Annotated in this window: 18 protein-coding genes; 10 read left to right on the forward strand and 8 right to left on the reverse strand. The window is 67.2% G+C overall.

Translation table 11 applies throughout. The annotated features are described in order from the left end of the window. Positions 1-15 precede the first annotated feature (15 nt). The 6 genes from EV193_RS23590 (at position 16) to EV193_RS23615 (ending at position 5,512) form a co-directional block, all read left to right on the forward strand. The gene (locus EV193_RS23590) at positions 16-864 is read left to right on the forward strand and encodes an aldo/keto reductase (RefSeq protein ID WP_130346539.1); all 849 of its coding nucleotides are present in this window, start codon (positions 16-18) and stop codon (positions 862-864) included. Next, on the forward strand, positions 864-1,469 hold the full coding sequence (locus EV193_RS23595; RefSeq protein WP_130346541.1) for an NADPH-dependent FMN reductase: 606 nt from the start codon (positions 864-866) through the stop codon (positions 1,467-1,469). The genes EV193_RS23590 and EV193_RS23595 overlap by 1 nt, the downstream gene beginning before the upstream one ends. Positions 1,470-1,478: 9 nt before the next feature. Further along, positions 1,479-1,955, forward strand: coding sequence for a tetratricopeptide repeat protein (locus EV193_RS23600; RefSeq protein WP_130346543.1), 477 nt, complete (start codon positions 1,479-1,481; stop codon positions 1,953-1,955). Positions 1,956-2,058: 103 nt separating this feature from the next. Further along, entirely contained in the window at positions 2,059-4,119 is a 2,061-nt protein-coding gene (locus EV193_RS23605; protein ID WP_242613615.1) for a tetratricopeptide repeat protein, read from the forward strand. A 183-nt stretch (positions 4,120-4,302) separates the two neighbouring features. Beyond that, a complete protein-coding gene (locus EV193_RS23610; protein ID WP_130346545.1) occupies positions 4,303-4,767 on the forward strand; it encodes a DUF222 domain-containing protein in 465 nt (154 codons plus the stop codon). Positions 4,768-4,879: 112 nt separating this feature from the next. Next, positions 4,880-5,512, forward strand: a complete 633-nt coding sequence (locus EV193_RS23615; protein WP_130346547.1) for a hypothetical protein — start codon at positions 4,880-4,882, stop codon at positions 5,510-5,512. Here the strand turns inward: EV193_RS23615 and EV193_RS23620 are convergent. The 4 genes from EV193_RS23620 to EV193_RS23635 are packed head-to-tail and all read right to left on the reverse strand — an operon-like array spanning position 5,509 to position 9,404. After that, complete coding sequence (locus EV193_RS23620) at positions 5,509-6,588, reverse strand: alcohol dehydrogenase catalytic domain-containing protein (RefSeq protein WP_130346549.1); 1,080 nt, start codon at positions 6,586-6,588, stop codon at positions 5,509-5,511. The genes EV193_RS23615 and EV193_RS23620 overlap by 4 nt on opposite strands. A gap of 11 nt (positions 6,589-6,599) precedes the next feature. After that, a complete protein-coding gene (locus tag EV193_RS23625; RefSeq protein ID WP_130346551.1) occupies positions 6,600-7,448 on the reverse strand; it encodes a MaoC/PaaZ C-terminal domain-containing protein in 849 nt (282 codons plus the stop codon). A gap of 12 nt (positions 7,449-7,460) precedes the next feature. Next, positions 7,461-8,225 (reverse strand): 3-oxoacyl-ACP reductase FabG, encoded by a 765-nt coding sequence (fabG, locus tag EV193_RS23630; protein ID WP_130346553.1) that lies wholly within the window; start codon positions 8,223-8,225, stop codon positions 7,461-7,463. Positions 8,226-8,252: 27 nt separating this feature from the next. Continuing rightward, positions 8,253-9,404, reverse strand: a complete 1,152-nt coding sequence (locus tag EV193_RS23635) for an acyl-CoA dehydrogenase family protein (protein WP_130346555.1) — start codon at positions 9,402-9,404, stop codon at positions 8,253-8,255. A gap of 478 nt (positions 9,405-9,882) precedes the next feature. Here EV193_RS23635 and EV193_RS23640 point away from each other — a divergent pair, with 478 nt between their 5' ends. Together EV193_RS23640 and EV193_RS23645 are read left to right on the forward strand one after the other, a co-directional pair. Next, the gene (locus EV193_RS23640) at positions 9,883-11,049 is read left to right on the forward strand and encodes an HNH endonuclease signature motif containing protein (RefSeq protein WP_130346557.1); all 1,167 of its coding nucleotides are present in this window, start codon (positions 9,883-9,885) and stop codon (positions 11,047-11,049) included. 173 nt (positions 11,050-11,222) lie between these two features. Further along, the gene (locus EV193_RS23645; RefSeq protein ID WP_130346559.1) at positions 11,223-11,894 is read left to right on the forward strand and encodes a formylglycine-generating enzyme family protein; all 672 of its coding nucleotides are present in this window, start codon (positions 11,223-11,225) and stop codon (positions 11,892-11,894) included. Here the strand turns inward: EV193_RS23645 and EV193_RS23650 are convergent. Genes EV193_RS23650 through EV193_RS23665 form a run of 4 tightly spaced genes read right to left on the reverse strand, consistent with a single transcriptional unit; the run spans position 11,884 to position 16,715 of the window. Beyond that, positions 11,884-12,507, reverse strand: coding sequence for a GTP-binding protein (locus EV193_RS23650; RefSeq protein WP_423202215.1), 624 nt, complete (start codon positions 12,505-12,507; stop codon positions 11,884-11,886). The genes EV193_RS23645 and EV193_RS23650 overlap by 11 nt on opposite strands. Continuing rightward, positions 12,488-13,081, reverse strand: a complete 594-nt coding sequence (locus EV193_RS23655) for a DUF742 domain-containing protein (RefSeq protein WP_242613616.1) — start codon at positions 13,079-13,081, stop codon at positions 12,488-12,490. The genes EV193_RS23650 and EV193_RS23655 overlap by 20 nt, the downstream gene beginning before the upstream one ends. Further along, positions 13,078-13,515 carry a roadblock/LC7 domain-containing protein gene (locus tag EV193_RS23660; protein WP_130346561.1) on the reverse strand — a complete coding sequence of 146 codons (438 nt, stop codon included), beginning with the start codon at positions 13,513-13,515 and terminating at the stop codon, positions 13,078-13,080. The genes EV193_RS23655 and EV193_RS23660 overlap by 4 nt, the downstream gene beginning before the upstream one ends. Then, complete coding sequence (locus EV193_RS23665) at positions 13,512-16,715, reverse strand: sensor histidine kinase (RefSeq protein WP_130346563.1); 3,204 nt, start codon at positions 16,713-16,715, stop codon at positions 13,512-13,514. The genes EV193_RS23660 and EV193_RS23665 overlap by 4 nt, the downstream gene beginning before the upstream one ends. Positions 16,716-17,431: 716 nt before the next feature. Between EV193_RS23665 and EV193_RS23670 the strand changes: the two genes are divergently transcribed. After that, complete coding sequence (locus tag EV193_RS23670; RefSeq protein WP_130346564.1) at positions 17,432-17,848, forward strand: DUF485 domain-containing protein; 417 nt, start codon at positions 17,432-17,434, stop codon at positions 17,846-17,848. Beyond that, a complete protein-coding gene (locus EV193_RS23675) occupies positions 17,845-19,449 on the forward strand; it encodes a solute symporter family protein (RefSeq protein WP_130346565.1) in 1,605 nt (534 codons plus the stop codon). The genes EV193_RS23670 and EV193_RS23675 overlap by 4 nt, the downstream gene beginning before the upstream one ends. The last annotated feature ends 72 nt before the right edge of the window (positions 19,450-19,521 follow it).

Genomic DNA, 19,521 nt, shown 5'->3' on the forward strand with positions numbered 1-19,521 from the left:
TGTACTTTTGACGACATGCGCACCACACCACTCGGCCGGACCGGCCTGACCGCGTCCGCCCAGGGCTTCGGCTGCATGCGGCTGGACGACGCTCGGCCGGAGTCCGAAAAGGTCGTCCACCACGCGCTGGACCTCGGCGTGACGTTCCTCGACACGGCCGCCATGTACGGCACGAAGCCTGGCGACAACGAATTGCTGGTCGGCCGGGCGCTGCGCACGCGACGCGCGGAAGCCTTGCTGTGCACCAAGTTCGGCGTCGAGCTGGGCGACGGGTGGTGGAAGTACCGGGGCGACCGCGACTACGTGCACGCCTCCTGCGAGGCCAGCCTGCGCCGGCTGGGCACGGACGTGATCGACCTCTACTACCTGCACCACCGCATCGACGAGGTCCCGATCGAGGAGACCGTCGGCGCGATGGGCGAGTTGGTCGCCGCCGGCAAGGTGCGCCACCTCGGGCTGTCCAACATCACGGTCGAGGACCTGCGCCGGGCGCACGCCACGCATGCGATCGCGGCGATTCAGCCGGAGTGGTCGCTGATCGATCGTGCCATCGAGGGCGATCTGGTGCCGGTGTGCGCTGAGCTGGGCGTCGGCGTCGTGCCGTACTGCCCGCAGGGGCGCGGGCAACTGTTCGCCGAGCCGGCGGTGCGGCGCGTGGCCTCGCGAAACGGCATTCAGCCGGGGCAGGCGGCGCTGGCCTGGATTCATTCGCGTGCCTCGAAATGGGGCGTCGAGGTCGTTCCCATTCCGGGCACGACGCGGGTTTCCCATCTGGACGAGAACGCGGCGGCGGTTGGCATCGCACTGTCCGACGCGGATCTCGCCGAACTCGAAGAATCGATTGTCAAGGAAGGTACTGACTGATGTCGGAGAAGACGATGAGGCTGGCCGTGATTCTGGGCAGCGTGCGGAAGAGTCGGTTCGGTCCGACGGCGGCGAGCTGGTTCACCGGGCAGGCGCGTGAGCACGGCCGGTTCGAGGTCGATGTGATCGACCTGGCCGAAAACCCTTTGCCCGCAGAGCTTCCGGCCGACATTCACACGCTCGGCGATGCTGACGGGCGGAGCGACGAGCTGGTCGCGCTGTACGAGCGGCTGGCCGCGGCGGACGCGTTCGTGGTGGTGACGCCGGAGTACAACCACAGTTTCCCGGCTTCGATCAAGCATCTGATCGACTGGCACTACATGGTGTGGCGGGCGAAGCCGATCGGGTTCGTCTCGTATGGGGGAATCGCGGGTGGAATGCGTGCGGTGGAACAATTGCGGCTGGTTTTCGCCGAACTGCACGCGGTGACGGTGCGGGACACGGTCGGGTTCGTGAACTACTGGGAGAAGTTCGACTCGGCGGGGTCGCCGGTCGAACCGGAGGCGGTCAACGGGGCGGCGAAGATGATGCTGGACGAGCTGGCCTGGTGGGGCTCGGTGCTGCGGAACGGGCGGGCCGCCATCCCGTACTCCCCTGCCGCTTAGGCTGATCGGATGAGTGATTTTGAGAAGCGGATCGCCGAGGCGTGGGCGTCGATCGATGACTACGACACAGCCGGGTTTCGCGCGCTGATCGACGAGTTGGTGGCGGAGTTGCCGGCGGACAGTCCGCGTGCGGCCTTCGAGCGGGCGTGTGCGTTCGACTCGACGGGTGACTCGGCGAGTGCGATTCCCTTGTATCAGGCGGCTTTGGATGGCGGGATCAGCGGGGAGAACCGGCGGCGGTCGGTGATTCAGATGGCGAGTTCGATTCGGAATACCGGCCGTCCAGAGGAGAGCGTGGCGCTGCTGACGGCGGAGCTGGAGCGGGCGTCTGATGGGTTGGACGACGCGGTGCGGTGTGTGCTGGCGCTGGCGTTGACGGATTTGGGGCGGGAGCGCGAAGCCGTGTCCATCGTGGTGGGGGCGTTGGCGCGGCACTTGCCTCGGTATCAGCGGTCGATGGCGGCCTATGCGCGCGCACTTGTTTGACGGTTGATCTACTGCCTCGTTGCGTGCTCGGCAACTGCTCCGTGAGGGTGGTGTCGGTCGTTCCCGCCACCACGTGGTCACATGGGGCGACATACTGATTCGAGTGAGCGATCAGCCGGGCGCGAGTAGCACGGCGGTGCCTCGGCAGTTGCCGTTGGCGGCGCGGCATTTCACCGGCAGAGTCGAGCATTTGGCCGCGCTCGACGCGTTGTTGCCCGATGAGAGTGATGACACTTGCGCGGGGGTCATCTCGGCGGTGGACGGCACGGCCGGGGTGGGCAAGACCGCGTTGGCTGTGCGGTGGTCATATCGGGTCCAGCATCACTTTCCCGACGGCACGTTGTACGCCAACCTGCGCGGCTACGGCCCCGGTGACCCGGCCACGCCCGGCGAGATCCTCGGTGGGTTCCTCGGGGCGTTGGGGGTGTCGGCCCAGCAGATCCCGGCGGGTCTCGAGGCGCAAGCCGGGTTGTATCGGTCGGAGCTGGCGCGACGGCGGGTCTTGATCGTGCTGGACAACGCCAGCGCCGCCGAGCAGGTTCGGCCGATGTTGCCCGGCGGGCCGGGGTGCGCGGTGGTGGTGACCAGCCGGGCCAGCCTGACCGGGTTGGTGGTCGGCGAAGGCGCGACCCGGGTCACGCTCGGCCTGCTCACCGAGCGGGAGGCGGTGGAGTTGGTGCGGGCGACCCTCGGGCACCAGCGGGCCGATGCCGAGCCGGACGCGGTGATCGAGTTGATCAAGGCGTGCGCACGACTGCCGCTCGCGTTGCGGATCGCCGCCGGGCGTGCGGCGGCCCGCCCGTACCTCACGGTGGCCGACCTGGTGGCGGAGCTGGGCAGTGAGCGGGGACGCTGGGAGGCGTTGAGCGTCTCGGCCGACGAACGCACCTCGGTGCGGGCGGTGTTCGGCTGGTCCTACCACCAGCTCACTGGTGCACAGGCGAGGATGTTCCGCCGGCTCGGCCTGCACCCAGGCCCCGAGATCAGCCTTCACGCCGCCGCGGCGGCCGCCGGCGTCGACGTGCTGGAAGCCCGACGGCTGCTCAATGCTCTTGCCGAGAGTCACCTGATCGAACCGATCGCTCGAGACCGGTATCGCATCCACGATCTGCTGCGGGCCTACGCCATCGACCGCGCCGACCACGATGACACCCCAGGCGACCGCAACCACGCCCTCCGCACTCTGGCGGAATGGTACGCACACCATGCCCGTATCGCCTACCAGGCCATCATTCCCTGGAATGCCGACTGGCATGCCGCGGCGGATCTGGACACTCACGCCCGTCCGGAAATCGCTTTCCCAGGGTCCGTCGAGGCGTGGGCGTGGTTCGACCGCGAATGCGTGAACGTGATCGCCATGGTTCGCGCCGCCACCCGCCACCACGGCTTGTCTCCGCTCGCCATTCTCATGGCGGACGTTTTCGCGCAAGCGCTTTCCCACCTGGCGACTTGGGACGACGCGCTCGAGGTAGCCCGGCTCGGCCTTGCTGCCGCCCGCCGTATCGGTGACCGCGCGGCTGAATGCTATTTGCTGCAGAGTCAGGGCGTGGCACACCAGGGTGCCGCGCACCAACAGGAGGCCATCGACGCTTTCCAGGCGGCGCTGGCGCTGGCCCGCGAGCTTGACGATGTGGAGTTGTGGGCATTGGTACTCAGTTATCTCGGCTGGGTATGCGTCGCGCAAGAACAGTACGCGCAAGCACAGGAATATCTGCGGTCGGCGCTACCTTTGGTTCCTGACCCGAAACGGGGACGCCTTGGCAGCTTCATCGAGTACAATCTCAGCGGGGTGTATATCGGGCTCGGCGATTACGACCAAGCATTCCGGCACGCCGAGCGCAGTCTCGCATACTTTCGGGTGATCGGGTATCGCGACCCGGAAATCTACGCGTTGCATCAAATGGCCCGAGCCCGGCAAGGCGTGGGTGCGCACCCTGATGCGATCGCATTGTGCGAGCAGGCGCTCGCCATCGGCGAACCCCGTTGCCGCGATCCGCAACACCGAGCCGTCCTGCTCGACACTCTGGGCACCTCACTACTGCACACCGGCGACGTCACGCGGGCGATCGCATGCTGGCGCGAGGCTATTGCCATTTTCGACGATCTCGGCGTCGATCGTGCTGACGATCTGCGAGAGCGGCTCGGCGCGCTGGAGACTGGGTAGCGGTTCTCGTGGTTGATCTATCGTCTTTGGTGCACTCCGTCCGTTATTGGCTGCCGCGCTGGTCGCCCTCTTGTGGTTGTTCCGCGTGGGGGTGTCAGGGCGACCAGCTTGCCACCGGAATGGGGGACGCCATTTTCATGGATAGTCCGGTAGAATTGTGGTGTGTTGATAATAGGTGAGGAAATGTCTTGGGACGCGGTTCTCGCAACCGCGCCCCGGGTATTTGGTGAGCCTGAGTTTGATTGGTCGGATGGGCCGTTTTCGCCGGATGAGGCGAGCACGGTAGCGGAGTTGGAAAATGTTCAGCGGGACAAGGCCGCGTTGTGTGCTGATGAGGTTCGGCTGCTGGCTCGGTACAACCAGCTGCGTGGTGGGGTCGAGAACGTGTCCGAGGAGATCGGGCAGGCGTTGAAGTGGTCACCGGGGCGCGCTTCGCATCAGGTCGTGATGGCCGAGGCGCTGGTGACCCGCCTCCCGCAGACCCTGTCCGCGCTCGCCCGGGGTGAGATTGATTGGGCGAAGGCTCGGGCGATGTATGAGGTCACCCGGCCGTTGTCGGATGAGCACGCCGCCCGGGTGGAAGCCGCTGTGTTGGCGGATCCGCCGGACTACTACACCCCGTTCAGCGCAAGGTGCGCTATTGGGTGAACAAGGTCGACCCCGACGGCGCGGAACAACGCCGACAGCAGCGCCGCAAGGATCGGTGTGTCACCTTCAAGCAGGACGACGACGGGGAGGCCTTCCTCGGTATCCGGGACCGGTGGAGCAGCTCTACCCGGCGTATGTGCGGATCGATCAACACGCCCGCCGGTTGAAGCAGCAAGGCGACACGCGCAGCCTGGACAATCTGCGATTCGATGTCGCCGTCGACCACTTCTGCGGGGAGAACCAGTCCCACATCAAAACCATTGTGTGGGTCACCGTCCCCCACACCACCCTGCTCGGAGTGGACGACAAACCGGGCGAACTCTTCGGTGTCGACATACTCCCCGCGCAAGTCGTGTGCGAGTTGGCCGCTGACAAGAAATCCACGTGGCGGCGAATACTCTATGATCCGCCGAGCGGGATGATCACCGACGTCGGGCGAAAGCGGTATCCGCCGGCGGCGATGGCCGAAAACATCCGATTGCGGTTCCGCCGATGTACTCATCCCGGGTGTGACAGGCCGGCCACACGGTGCCAGATCGATCACACTCTCCGGCACGCGGATCATGGCCGAACCTGTTTGTGCAATCTGAATCCGCGCTGCGAACGGCACAACCTGTGCAAGGAGAAGCCCGGCTGGCACGTCGAACAACCCGAACCGGATGTGGTGATCACCCGCAGCCCATTGGGACACGAAGTCGCCGTCCGGGCCGAACCCATCGCCGACCCGGACCCTCCGCCCTTCTAGAAGCGCACGAGTGTCCGCGCGCCCTTGCCGGCGATCATGTCCTGGAAGGCGTCGTTCACGCCGTCCAGCCTGATCTCGCCGGTGACCAGCGAACCGATCTCCAGCCGTCCGGCGCTGAGGTGCTCCAGCAGCTTGGGCACGTCGGCGTCCGGGTCGCTGTTGCCGTACACGCAACCGTGCAGCGTGCGCCCGAACCAGTACAGCTCCAGCGCGCTGAACTCGACCGGCGCCTTCGCCGACCCGACGCCGACCACCACGACCGTGCCACCGCGACGGCTGGCCGACCACGCGGTCCGAATCGTCTGTGGCAGGCCGACGCACTCGAACGCGTAATCCGCTCCCCTGCCCTCGGTCAGCTTACGAACCTGTTTGCTGGCAACAGCATCCGACACGACGAAGTCCGTGGCACCATGCGCCCGGGCAATGTCCTCTTTGGACTCGACGGTGTCCACCGCGATGATCGGGCCGGCGCCCGCGATCCGCGCCGCCTGCAGAACCGACAATCCAACACCGCCGAGGCCGACGACCACGACTGACTGTCCAGGTTGGACACGGGCGGTGTTGTGTACGGCGCCGAATCCGGTGAGCACGGCACAGCCGAGCACCGCGGCCTGCCCCAGGGGCACGTCGTCCGGAATGGGCACCACGCCCTTCTCGGCGACCACGGTCTCTTCGGCGAACGCTCCGGTGGACAGGCCCGGATACACCACTGTGCCGTCCGCGAGTGTCCCGTGTGGACGGTTGGCACCCTCCTCGCCGTGCGCGCACAGGTACGGCTCGCCCTGCTGGCAGAACCAGCAGTCACCGCACGCCGGCGTCCAGTTCAGCACCACGTGATCACCTGGCCGCACCCGTGTCACGCCGTCGCCGACGGACACGACAACGCCGGCACCCTCGTGTCCGAGCACTGCCGGCAACGACAACCGCAGCGTGCCGTTGGCCAGCGACAGGTCCGAGTGGCACACGCCGACAGCGGCGAGCCGCACCCGTACCTGCCCCGGCCCCGGCTCGGGCAGGTCGATCTCGAGCACCTCGAGCGGCTTGCCCTGCTCACGCAGCACCGCGGCCATCACCATGGAGAATTCCTTTACTTCACAAAGAAGGCGCCGCGGTCGAGGACCACGTCACCATCACCGTCACGGGTCTGGAACAGCGCGCCTCGCTCGGTGAGCCAGGCGTGCACGATCAGCTCGGCACCGGGCAGCACCGGCTTGGTGAACCGACCGTCCATTCCGGACACTCGGCTCACGTCACCGCCGGTCAATTCGTTGATCAACAGCCGGGCGGTGATCCCGTACGTGGCGAGCCCGTGCAGGATCGGCCGCTCGAACCCGCCGCGCGCCGCGAACGCCGGGTCGGAGTGCAACGGATTGCGATCACCGGTCAGCCGGTACACCAGCGCCTGGTTCACCGCGGTCGGAAACCGCGCCACCACGTCCGGCTCGCGCTCTGGTGCGGTCCACTTGTGCGAGGCCTTGCGCTCGCCGCCGAAACCACCCTCGCCCTTGATGAACACCGACGTGCGGGTGGACAGCAGGTGCTCCCCCGACTCGGCATCGTCCGCCGTGTACTCGATGGCGACCAGCGCGCCCTTGCCCTTGTCCTCGATCTCCGTCACGGTCCTGCGCACCTTGACCGTGCCGGCCGGCGGGATCGGGCGATGCAGCGCGAGCGCCTGCTCGGCGTGCACCAGCAGCGCGGGATCGAAGTCACCCCACTGCCGCGGCGGCCCGCCGAACTGCACCAGCGGAATGCCGAACGTGGGCAGCACCTGCTGTGTCACGTCGGCCGTGTTCTCCGTGGTGAACGCCAGCTCCGCGGTCGGATCCTGTTGTCCCGCACCGATTCCGACCGCGTACAACAGCGCGTCGTCCGCCGTCCAGCTCGCCGTCCACGGGCCTTCGGTCTGCCCGATGATGTTGTGATCAAGCCCCATGTGCCCGCTCCCTCAGCCGATTTTGCGACCGCCGTCTACGTAGAGAGTCTGGCCTGTGATGAACGATGAGGCATCCGAGACGAAGAAGGCGATCGCGTTGGCGATGTCGTCCGGCTGGCCGACCCGGCGCACCGGGGTGACCTCGGCGGTCGCATTCTGCAACTGCTCCGGCGTGACGCCCAGCCGCTCGGCGGTGGCGGCGGTCATCTCGGTGACGATGAACCCGGGCGCGACCGCGTTCACGGTGATGCCGAACGGACCCAACTCGATCGCCAGCGTACGGGTGAAGCCCTGGATGCCCATCTTCGCCGCGGAGTAGTTGGCCTGCCCCCGGTTGCCGAGCGCGGACACGCTGGACAGGCTGACGATCTTGCCGTACTTCGCCTTGACCATGTGCTTCTGCGCGGCCTTGCTGGCCAGGAACGCGCCCTTGAGATGCACGCCGAGCACCGTGTCCCAGTCCTGCTCGGACATCTTGAACAGCAGGTTGTCCCTGGTGACACCGGCATTGTTGACGAGGATGTCGATCGAACCCAGCTCTGCGACCACCTGGTCAACGGCCGCGTCGATCGCCTCGGCGTTGGTGACGTCCGCGCCAATGGCGATCGCCTTCCCACCGTCGGCGACGATCGCGTCCACAGTGGACTGACCGGCCGACGCGTCGAGGTCCAACACCGCCACCGCCGCGCCGTCGGCCGCCAGCCGCTTCGCCACCGCCGCGCCGATGCCCCGCGCGGCTCCGGTCACCAGTGCCGCACGCCCGTCAAGTGCGCCCATCAACATCCTCCTCGTCGAGGTTTCCTGTCACACGAAGGCGTTCACGCCGGTCAGCGCACGCCCGATCAGCAACTTCTGCACCTGGCTGGTGCCCTCGTACAGCGTCATCACCCGCGCGTCACGCAGGAACTTCGCCACCGGGTACTCGTCCAGGTAGCCGTAGCCGCCGAACACCTGGATCGCCAGGTTGGCCGCCTCCACGGCGTTCTCCGACGCGAACAGCTTCGCCATGGACGCCTCGGTGGAGAACGGCTTGCCCCGGTCGACCAGATCGGCCACCCGCCACACGAGCAGCCGCGCCGCGTCGGTCGAGACCGCCATATCGGCCAACATCTGTTGCACCAGTTGGAATCCGGCGATCGGCTTGCCGAACTGGGTGCGCTCGGTCGCGTACTTGACGCTGGCCTCCAGCGCGCCGCGCGCCAGCCCGACACAGCCCGAGGCGACCGACATGCGTCCCTTGTCCAACGCGGACATGGCGAGCTTGAAGCCCTGCCCCTCCTCGCCCAGCCGCGCGTCGTCGCCGACCCGCACGTCGTTCAGGATCAGCTCGCCGGTGGACTGGCCGCGCAGGCCGAGCTTGCCCTTGATCTCCCGGTGCTCGAAACCCTCGGCGTTGGTGGGCACAACGAACGCGGTGATCCCCTTCGGGCCGAGACCGCCGGTGCGCGCGAAGATCAGCGAGAGGTCGGCCCAGGTGCCGTTCGTGATGAACATCTTGGAGCCGGTGATCACCCAGTCGTCACCGTCGCGCACCGCCTTGGTGGCCAGGCTCGCCGCGTCCGATCCGGTGTCCGGTTCGGTCAGCCCGAAACACGCCAGGGAGTCCCCCGAGCACAGGCCGGGGAGCCAGCCCTGCTTCTGCTCCTCGGTGCCGTAGCCGGCGATCGTCTTGCCGACTAGCCCGAGCGAGACGGAGACGATGCCGCGGATGGCGGAGTCGCCGCGGCCGAGTTCCTCCATCATGAGGCAGTAGGACAGGTGATCGCCGCCGGAGCCGCCGTACTCCTCGGGGATGGTCATGCCGAGGAAGCCGACGTTGCCGAGCTTTCCGACGATCGCGCGGTCGACCTGCTCGACCCGGTCCCACTCGCGGACGTTCGGCACGACCTCGGTGTCGATGAAGTCGCGGGCGAGTTCGCGCAGCGCGGCCTGTTCGTCGGTCAGCTCGAGGTCCATGCGGTACTCCGTCGTGCCGGGGTCGGATTCCTTGACACTATGCCGTCGGCGGGCTGCTGCCGAGGGTGTGGGCGGTCCACGTCACACCGACGGCTGATCCGGCATGCCAAGCGCCTCTGGGGTGGTCCGATCGCGTCTGACAAGTTCCACGTACTTTCGGCAACGTGAGCGGTGAATCGCGCCGTGGCGTTCTTTCTGGGGTGGCACTTGGTGATCGGCGTTGGGGCTTGGGGTGATCGGCGGCGCGGTATTGTGCGGGCCGATTCTCACAAGTCAAGGGCGCCTTCGGCGTCGCTTCGCGACTCGCTTCGCTCGCCCTGGACTTGTGAGCCTCGATCGGCCCTAAACGGCTGGCGCTACGGGCAGGCTCCGCCTGCCTTTTGCCCGTACCGCGCCGCCTCTGGAACGGTGATCGACCAGCGGGTTTCACCTGGTCGGGTGACGCTTTCCGGGGTCGCGATCCGGTAGGCTCGAACACATGTTCGACACGACGATGGCGCGGCTGCTCGACGCGCTCGCTGACACCGAGCGGGTGAAAGCGCGGGCCGAGGCGGAGCAGATGCGACTCCTCGCCGAGATTCAGGAACTGCGTGCCGGCACGCACCTCGAAGAATTCACCACCGATGAAGTTGCCGCACACATGCGGTGGTCCACCCGCACCGCACAGAACCGAATCGATGATGCGATGTCGATTGTGACACGCCTGCCCGGGACATTGGCAGCCCTGGAACGCGGTGCCATCGACCGGATCAAAGCCGCCGCCATCAACGATGTGACGGCAAAACTATCTGTCGAGCACGCCGGGGTGGTCGAAACCCAAGTACTGGAGAAAGCACCCGAGGTGGTGGTGTCCACACTGCGAGGCCATCTGCGCAAGCACGTGGCCATGATCGACCCCGACGGGGCACAACGTCGTCATCGGGAACGTGCCCAGGGGCGGAAGGTGTGGGTGGTCGCCGAAGAGGACGGCATGGCCACCCTGTCCTGCTACACCACCGCCGCAGCAGCCGAAGCCTGCTACCGGCGAATCATGGAGTTGGCGCGCAAGGCGAAGACCGAGGGCGATGAGCGCACCGAGCCCCAGCGGCAAGCCGACGTGTTCCAAGATGCCTTGTGCGGCAAGGATTTCGAGCACGTGCAGGTGGTGTTGACCCTGACCGGCTCAACGGAGGAGCCGTCGGTGGTCGAGTTGGACGGCCACGGACCGCTCACCCCAGACGCCGCCACAGAGTTGTTGTCGCAAGCGACAGTGATCCGCAAAGTCGCGACCACACCAACCAAGAACAACAAGCCACTCAACCGCAAAGCCCGCTGCTACCGGCCACCACCAGACCTGGTCGAACACGTCCGATCACGCGACAAAACCTGCCGCTTCCCCGGATGCCACCGCAAAGCCGAACGCTGCGACCTCGACCACACCACCCCCTTCCACCAACACGGCGACACCGTGCCCGAAAACCTCGGCCCACTATGCCGACACCACCACCGACTCAAACAACAACAAGGCTGGACCCTCCTCCAACCCAAACCCGGCGTCTTCGTCTGGCAAACCCCCACCGGCACCACCATCACCATCGAACCCGACACCCAACAACAACCCGACCCCATACCAAGTCCCGGTGGTAGCCATGACCCACCCAACTAACCCAACCACCCACGAAACAGGCGTGCCCCGGCTCTCGGTGGCAAGCCGGTCGCCGGACCACCCCAACAACGACCAACCCGCAACCGGCGACCGGCGCGGCAGCACCCCACCACGCCCTGCGCCTGACCGCGATGCGAACCGTCCACAGTGGACCGCCAGTAGCCTGACCCCCGATGCACCTGATCAACGTCCCACCCGGCACCGTGACACTGTCCGACCGCCGCACCCGCCACACCTGGCCCGTCGAGATCGCCCCATTTCAGCTCACCGCCACACCCGTCACCCAGGAGCACTACGCCCAGATCACCGGAAAACGGCCAAGCGAGGCGCACGGCGATCAGCTCCCCGTCGAGACGGTCTCCTGGTGGGACGCCGTCCGATTCTGCGACGCCCTGTCGATCAGCGAGGGCCTGACACCCGCCTATCACCCGCACGAAGACGACGAGTCGATCGAATGGGACACCGCGAGCGACGGCTACCGGCTGCCGACCGAGGCGGAATGGGAGCACGCCTGCCGAGCCGGCACGACCGACGCGCGGTACGGCCAGCTCGACGACATCGCGTGGCACCGGCGCAACTCCGGCGAGCGCCCGCACGACGTGGCCACCCGACAGCCCAACGCATGGGGCCTGCACGACATGCTGGGCAACGTCTGGGAATGGTGCTGGGACCTGTACGACCCCGACGTCTACGGCACCTACCGCGTCCTGCGCGGCGGCGGCTGGTTCGATGAGCACTGGAGTTGCCGCGCCTCGGTACGCCGACGCAGCCACCCCACGCTGGCGATCGACGACGTCGGATTCCGCGTCGCGCGCTCGCCCAGTCGGGAAGTGCTCAGCCCGTAGGCGCCCCGTTCGTGGCGATCAACGTCTCCATGGCGTACTCCACGAGCGTGATCAGCGTCTGCTTCGTGGACTCGCGATCACGCGCGTCACACCGCACGATCGGCACGCTCTTGCTGATCACCATCGCGTCGCGCACGTCCTCGATCTCGTGCCGCAGCACGCCGTTGAAGCAGTTCAGCCCCACGATGTAGGGCAGCCCCCGCTCCTCGAAGAAGTCCACCGGCGCGAACGAGTCCGCCAGCCGCCGCGTGTCGGCGAGCACCACCGCACCGATCGCACCACGCACCAGGTCGTCCCACATGAACCAGAACCGCTGCTGGCCCGGTGTACCGAACAGGTACAGGATCAGGTCCGAGTCCAGCGACACCCGGCCGAAGTCCATCGCGACGGTGGTGGTCGCCTTGTTCGGCGTCGCCGCGAGGTCGTCCACGTCGACACTGGCCGAGGTCATCACCGCCTCGGTGGTCAGCGGCATGATCTCCGATACCGAACCGACGAACGTCGTCTTGCCGGCACCGAACCCTCCGGCGACCACGATCTTGGCCGACGTGGTCGCCGATTTGCTGCCGGGAGCCGCCACTGAGCTCCCGGTGTCATAGCCGACGGAGTCCACTCAACACCCTTTCCATCAACATGAGCTGTGCCGTGGCGCCCTCATCCGCGGCTGTCCGATGAACGGTGACCAGGCCGAGATCGGCCATGTCCCCCACGAGCACCTTCGCCACACCGAGTGGCACGCCGAACATCGACGCGATCTCGGCGACCGATCGCGGTTGCAGGCAGATCTCCGCGACCGATCGGTGCTCGGCATGCTTCACACTCGACTCGTCGCGACCACGATCTGTCGTCGTGACGAGTGTTTCCAGTTGCAGTTGGACGGTCGACTTGGTTCGGCCGCCCGTCCAGGCGTACGGCCGCACGATGGACGCGTCGTCCACCGCCGGTTCTCGGGACTCGTCGGGCTCCGGTGCCACGTTCGCACTGGGTGCGGGAGTCGGTGACGGCGACGGCGCTGGAGTCGGGGGCGGACGAAGCCCTTCGTCCGCCTTGTCTCTGCGCTTACGCCGTCCGCGTCTGCCGCTGCCGATCGTGAAACCGTGCACGACATCGGCGAAGGTCTCCTCCTCCGCCTGCTGCCGAGCCGCCTTCGACGCGCGCGGTTCGAACGGGTCGATGCCACCCTTCACGCCGGCTGACCGATCCTCCCGCCGGCGCCCTGCAACTGCGCACGGAGCTCCGGCGTGAGCATCTGGCCGACCCGGTCCACGAGCAGCGTCATCTCGTAGGCGATCTGCCCGATGTCGGCGGTGGGCGCGGCGAGCACGGCGAGACAGGACCCGTCGCTGATCGCCATCAGCAGCATGATCCCGCGATCCATCTCGACCACGGTCTCCCGCACGTCACCCGCGTCGAAGCAGCGGGCGGCGCCCTGGGTGAGGCTGATCAGGCCGGACGCCACGGCGGCCAGCTGATCGGCGCGGTCGATCGGAAGTCGCACCGACGAGGTGAGCAGCAGTCCATCGGCCGACACCACCACGGCGTGCGCGACGCCGGGGACGCGCTCGGCGAAGTCGTTGACCAACCAGCCGAACTGGCTGGGCTGGATCTTCGGCGAAGTCATTCACTCTCCCGTTCATGGACCTTGTCGTGAGCACCCGCGGGCGAGTGCCGCGCGAGGTTGCGCCGTCCTCGATCAATCCCGCGCTGCAGGCCGGCGAGCCGGTTGCGCAGCTCCTCGGCGTCCCGGTTGGCCGGCCGGTCCTCACCCGGCGCTGACCGCACGCTTCCCGGCAGCAGCCGTTCCTTCGGGTTGCGCCTCGGCAGCCCGGACGTGGTGTAGTCGGACGGCTGGTACGCGGAGGCCGCCTCGGCGGCGTGCCACCCATCGTCGGCCGGCGACTCCCACACCCGTGCGGCTTCACTGTCCAATGTGGACTGTTCAGGCGTGGACCCGTTGGTGTCGTTGGACTTCCCGTCACGCGCACGACTGACACCGGCCTGGTACCTGTTCAGCCGGTTGCGCAGCGCGTCGGCGTCCCTGGGCGGCGCGGTCGCCGGCAGCGCGCTGTCGGAGTCGGCGACACTGCCGGGCAGCAGTTGCTCCCTCGGCGTCCGCCGTGGCAGCCCCGCCTCGGTGAACGAGGACGGCTCGATCTGCGACGCGGCCTCCACGGCCTGCCAGCCCTCGTCGGCGGCGAACCGCCACGAGCCGGTCGCATCGGTGTAGCCGTTGGAGAACAGCTCGTCCGGGCTCTTGGCGCTCTCGGCAGCCTTGGCACGCTTGGCACCCTTGGCTTTCTCCGCGCTCCCGGTGCTCTCGGAGCCCTTGGGCTCCACCGGATCGCGGAACCACGCCGAGAGCATCTCGTCGAAGATCGGCGTCGTCTCGTCGTTCTTCTGCTCGGCGGGCCCGGCACCGGTGGCCGGTGGCGGCGGGCCGGCGTCCCACCAGTCCGGCTCAGCGCCGTTGACGTGCTCGGGCGCGAACAGCGTGTGCTCGGCGGTGCCGTTGACCCGACCGTTCGGCGGCGGCTCGGCGCCGTTCTGCTCCGCCTCGCCGAACGCCTTGCGCGGCACCCGCCTCGGCAGTTCCTCGGCCGGCTCCTCGGACCTCGGCTCCTGCGTCGGAACATCGGCACCCTGGCCAGCCAGCGCGGCCAGTTCGCCGTCCAGGTCCTCGTACCCGGGCGGTCCGGTCAGGCCGGCGGCCAACCCCGGCACGGCCGACCCGTTCGCCTTGCGCCTCGGCAGGTCGGTACCCGGCAGCGTGCGCTCGACACCCGGCAGCGGCTCGGCGTCGGTGACCAGCGGGGTGACGCCGGTGGACGTCATGCCGGCCGCCGAGATCACCAGCTCGGCCGGCACGGTCACCTCGGCGCGCACGCCGGAGACCACACGACCGCCGAACAGCTCGACGCCGATCCCGTGCCGGCCGGCGAGCCGGCCGACCACGAACAGGCCCATCCGGCGGGAGGTGGACGCGTCCACCGATCCACCCTCGGCGAGCCGCTGGTTGACGGTGGCCACGTCGTCCTCGGTCATGCCGATGCCGCGGTCCATGATCTCGATCAGCAGCGAGCCGTCGTCGGCGCGCTTGCTGCCCATGAGCACCTCGGTGTCCGGCGAGGAGTACGCGGTCGCGTTGTCCAGCAGCTCGGCGAGCAGGCGGACCAGGTCGCCGGAGGCGTACCCGACCACGAGTGCCGGCGGGCCGGGCTCGATCACCACCCGCTGGTACTGCTCGATCTCCGACACTCCGGCGCGCAACAACTCGGCCAGCCGCAGCGGCTGCTGGTTGTTCCTGCGCGCCGGGTCACTGCCGGACAGCACCATCAGGTTCTCGTTGTTGCGGCGCATCCGAGTGGCGAGGTGGTCGAGCTGGAACAGCGTGGCGAGTTGGTCCGAATCCTCCTCGTCACGCTCCAGCCGCTCGAGCAGGCGGAGCTGCCGCTGCACCAGGCCCTGGCTGCGGCGGGACAGGTTGACGAACACCGCGCTGTAGTTCGCGCGCAGGCCCGCCTCGTCCGACGCCAGCCGCAACGCCTGCCGGTGCACCTCGTCGAACGCCCGTGCCACCTGGCCGACCTCGTCCTTGCTGCGCACCGGCACCGGTTCGACGACCGGATCGGCGGACGGGTCGAGCCGGCCGGACCGGATCTTGCGGACCGCGTCCGGCAGCTCGGCGTTCGCGACGTGCAGGGCGCTGGACCGCAGCACGCGCAGCGATCGCAGCATGTGCCGGGACAGGAAGAACATCACGCCGCCGGCGACCACGATCAGGCTCAGCAGCAGCACCGCGGCGATACCGGCGCGGTCGGAGGCGTCGTCCTGTTGTGCGGTGGACGTCGCTTTCAGCTCGCCGCCGATCTGACCGGTCGCGGACAGCACCCGCACGAGGGTGAGCTGGGCCGACCGGTTCCACTCCTCAGGAGCGATCGGCAGGCCCGGCCCTAAGTGGCCGACGGCGACCTGGAACAGGCGCGACCTGGTGGTCACCTCCTGGCTCGCCAGCCCGCGGTTCAGCTCGTCGCGCCGCTCCGGGGTGGCGACGGCCTGGAAGTCACCGATCGCCTGCCACAACCTGGCCTGCGCGTCACGCAGCGCCGCGGTCTCGGCCGGGGTGAGCGACCGGCGAGCGATGCCGACGGCGACCAGGGTCTGCTGGTAGTACAGCTCTTCCTTGATCAGCTCCAGGTCGTGCAGCGAGGCCGCCTCGTTGGCCAGCGCCGGGTCGCTGATCTCGGTGCCGAGCGCGCGGTCGAACTGCAGCAGCGCGCGGATCATCGTGCCGTACCTGGCGATCGCGGCGGTCGCGTCGATCTGCGAGGTGTTCACCTGCTCGCGGACCGCGCCGATGCTGCCGACACCGGTCCGCACGTCGTTGTACGCCGATGAGGTGATGGGGTGCGCGAAGGTGACCCTTCCCGCGGCCTTCTGCAGAGCGGTCCACGAGCCGTCGACGGCCTGGCGGACCCTGGTGAACCCGGCCGCCTCGGCGACCTTGCCCGAGGCCAGCGCGACCGCCGACTCGTGCCGCTCGTTCTGCAGGTTCGTGGTGAGGGTGCGCAGCTCGGCGTTGGCCGCCACACCCCGGTCGATGTTCTCGTACGAGCTGGAGCGCTCCGTCTGCTGGGCGATCTCGAGAACGCCGAGCACGATGGCGAAAAGCAGGGGAACCAGGATCACCGCGAGGAACTTCGTCGACAGGTTCCAGTCCTGCCAACGGGTGATCGCGGCCAGCCGGGAACGGCGTTTCGCCCCGGAGGTCCTGCCGCCGGGAGGCGGCTCGCTCGATTTTGTTGGTGTCTCGGTCACCGTCACGCAAATTCCTTCGCGACAGACGTCATTCGGCCTTCAAGCACGGTCACCGTGCGGCTCCTTCGCGCGCGGCGGTAAACCACATGGTGAGCGTTCAGCTGTCTCAAGGTCGTTCCTGTCAGGCGCAAACTCTGGCAAGCCCTCGCGGCGATCAGAAAGACCGACGCCAGATGATCTTCTCGTCCAGCCTCGACCGCTCGGGTCACGAGCCGACGAAGGTTAGATCGTACATCGCGAATACGTAACATCAAGTGGAACGAACTTAGCGCTCTTGACCTGCGCTAACAGTTCACCGGTGGTCGCACTGGGCGGACAAACACCGCCCAACCGGGTTCAAGATTGATTTCTTGCTACATCACGTAGACATCAAGAAGGTTCATCTTCACCCGAACGGGCTAACGCTTGGAAATGCGACTATCTGGCAACAGCGTAAGTTGATGTCCATCATCGCAGGTCAGAGGCTTGCTTGCGGCCCGCAACGAGAGACCCGACCACTTTTCCACGATCATGGTGAATTGGTCACCGTTCGAGCGCGAAGTGACGCTGTGCGACCCCGAATTCACCTAAGGGTGGACCGAATGACGCTGCTCCGACCGGTGTAGCGGCCGGCTGCCCGTTCGCTCGTTTCGGTGTTACCCCAATGGGTGGCTACCATGTCGCACTCCAGGCGCGCCTCGACCCACGGGTCCGCGCGAGCCGCACCTTCCCGGAGGGAAAGCATGACCGAGGTGGCACGGTCCACGACCGCTGCTCGCTCATTCGGCGTCGAGACGTACGAATCCTCGTTCGGCGGTTTCGAACACCCTCGTGAATCGCTGCCGAACCGCGAGATCGACTACGCGAAAATCTACGCGAGCGACGACTTCAAGGAGCTTCGAAGCTCCGCTCGACGGTTCATTCTGCCAATGAGCCTCCTGTTCTTCCTGTGGTACTTGACATATGTCCTTCTCGCCGCCTATGCGCGCGACTTCATGAGCCAGCGAGTGGTCGGTTCTATTACGGTCGCCCTGCTGCTCGGCGTGCTCCAGTTCGTGAGCACGATCGTCATCACTGTCCTTTATCTGCGTTTCGCCAGGAAGCACCTCGACCCACGGGTCGAGGCAATCCGGAAAACGGCTGGAGTAGCCGACAAATGAGCATGGACTTCGCAGCGGCGCCCTCGACCGGGAACGCCGCACTCAACACGGTGGTGTTCGGCGCCTTCGTCGTGATCACCCTGTACGTGGTGTACCGGGTGAGCAGCCGAGGCAGCTCCACCGCCGACTACTACGCCGCCGGCGGCCGGTTCAGCGGACCGCAGAACGGCATCGCGCTGTCGGGCGACTACCTGTCCGCCGCGTCGTTCCTCGGCATCGCCGGCGCCGTCGCGGTCTACGGCTACGACGGCTTCCTCTACTCGATCGGATTCCTGGTCGCGTGGCTGGTCAACCTGCTGCTCATGGCCGAACGGGTGCGCAACATCGGCCGGTTCACCATGGGCGACGTGCTGGCCTTCCGGATGCGCCAGCGGCCGGTGCGCGCCGCGTCGGCAACTTCCACTCTGGTTATCTCGTTCTTCTACATGCTCGCCCAGATGGCCGGCGCCGGAACGCTCGTCGCGCTGCTGCTGAACGTGCACGGCAAGACCGGCCAGGCGGTCGTGATCGTGGCCGTCGGCCTGATCATGGTCTTCTACGTGCTGGTCGGCGGCATGAAAGGCACCACATGGGTGCAGATCATCAAAGCCACGATGCTGCTGCTGTGCGTCGCGCTGATCACCGTGTTCCTGCTCGGCAAGTTCGGTTTCAGCATTTCCGCGCTGCTGGACGAGGCCGCGAGCAACAACCCGAAGGGGAATGGCATCCTCGAGCCGGGCGCGCAATACGGCAAGAACGAGCTGAGCAAGCTGGACTTCGTTTCGCTGTCACTCGCCCTGGTGCTCGGCGCGGCCGGCCTGCCGCACGTGTTGATGCGGTTCTACACGGTGCCCAATTCGCGCGAGGCGCGTCGTTCGGTCGTGTGGGCTATCGGCGCGATGACGGTGTTCTACTTGTCCACCCTGATCATCGGCTACGGCGCGGCGGCACTGGTCGGTTCGGACGTCATTCAGGCGTCCACCGGTAAGGAGAACGCCGCCGCCCCGCTGCTCGCCTTCGAAGTCGGCGGCACGGTGTTGCTCGGCATCGTCGCGGCGGTCGCGTTCGCGACGATTCTCGCCGTGGTCGCCGGCCTCACCCTCACCGCGTCGGCCTCGTTCGCGCACGACGTGTACGCCAACATCTTCCGGCGCGGCAAGGCCGACCCACGCGCCGAGGTGCGGGTCGCCCGGCTCACCGCCGTGGCGGTCGGCGTGCTGTCGATCGTCGGCGGCATCATGGCCAACGGGCAGAACGTGGCCTTCCTGGTGGCGCTGGCGTTCGCGGTGGCGGCCTCGGCCAACCTGTCGACGCTGCTGTACTCGCTGTTCTGGAAGCGGTTCAACACCTCGGGCACGCTCTGGGGCATGTACAGCGGACTGATCTCGTCGGTCGTGCTGGTGTTCTTCTCCCCCGTCGTGTCCGGCGCGTCGACCTCGATCTTCAAGGGCGTCGACTTCGCCTGGTTCCCGCTGACCAACCCCGGTCTGGTGTCGATCCCGATCTCGTTCATCTGCGGGTTCCTCGGCACGATCCTGAGCAAGGAGCCCACCGACAGCGACAAGCACGTCGAGATGGAGGTCCGCGCGCTCACCGGCATCGGCGCGAAAGGTTCCGCCTAGCGGAACGAAACGTAGCGCTCCCGCACCGGTTGGCGATTCACTCACGACGTGTGGATCGCCAGCCGGAGCCGT

The organism is Herbihabitans rhizosphaerae (assembly GCF_004216555.1).
Lineage (GTDB): Bacteria > Actinomycetota > Actinomycetes > Mycobacteriales > Pseudonocardiaceae > Herbihabitans > Herbihabitans rhizosphaerae.

Excerpts from the sequence above, each read along its gene's own strand:
- EV193_RS23620 (WP_130346549.1), bottom strand. The coding sequence starts at position 6,588 with ATGGTGATGGCCGCGGTGCTGCGTGAGCAGGGCAAGCCGCTCGAGGTG.
- fabG (WP_130346553.1), bottom strand. The coding sequence starts at position 8,225 with ATGGGCGCACTTGACGGGCGTGCGGCACTGGTGACCGGAGCCGCGCGG.
- EV193_RS23675 (WP_130346565.1), top strand. The coding sequence starts at position 17,845 with ATGAGCATGGACTTCGCAGCGGCGCCCTCGACCGGGAACGCCGCACTC.
- EV193_RS23595 (WP_130346541.1), top strand. The coding sequence starts at position 864 with ATGTCGGAGAAGACGATGAGGCTGGCCGTGATTCTGGGCAGCGTGCGG.
- EV193_RS23640 (WP_130346557.1), top strand. The coding sequence starts at position 9,883 with ATGTTCGACACGACGATGGCGCGGCTGCTCGACGCGCTCGCTGACACC.
- EV193_RS23635 (WP_130346555.1), bottom strand. The coding sequence starts at position 9,404 with ATGGACCTCGAGCTGACCGACGAACAGGCCGCGCTGCGCGAACTCGCC.
- EV193_RS23670 (WP_130346564.1), top strand. The coding sequence starts at position 17,432 with ATGACCGAGGTGGCACGGTCCACGACCGCTGCTCGCTCATTCGGCGTC.
- EV193_RS23610 (WP_130346545.1), top strand. The coding sequence starts at position 4,303 with ATGTCTTGGGACGCGGTTCTCGCAACCGCGCCCCGGGTATTTGGTGAG.
- EV193_RS23645 (WP_130346559.1), top strand. The coding sequence starts at position 11,223 with ATGCACCTGATCAACGTCCCACCCGGCACCGTGACACTGTCCGACCGC.
- EV193_RS23625 (WP_130346551.1), bottom strand. The coding sequence starts at position 7,448 with ATGGGGCTTGATCACAACATCATCGGGCAGACCGAAGGCCCGTGGACG.
- EV193_RS23600 (WP_130346543.1), top strand. The coding sequence starts at position 1,479 with ATGAGTGATTTTGAGAAGCGGATCGCCGAGGCGTGGGCGTCGATCGAT.
- EV193_RS23660 (WP_130346561.1), bottom strand. The coding sequence starts at position 13,515 with ATGACTTCGCCGAAGATCCAGCCCAGCCAGTTCGGCTGGTTGGTCAAC.
- EV193_RS23590 (WP_130346539.1), top strand. The coding sequence starts at position 16 with ATGCGCACCACACCACTCGGCCGGACCGGCCTGACCGCGTCCGCCCAG.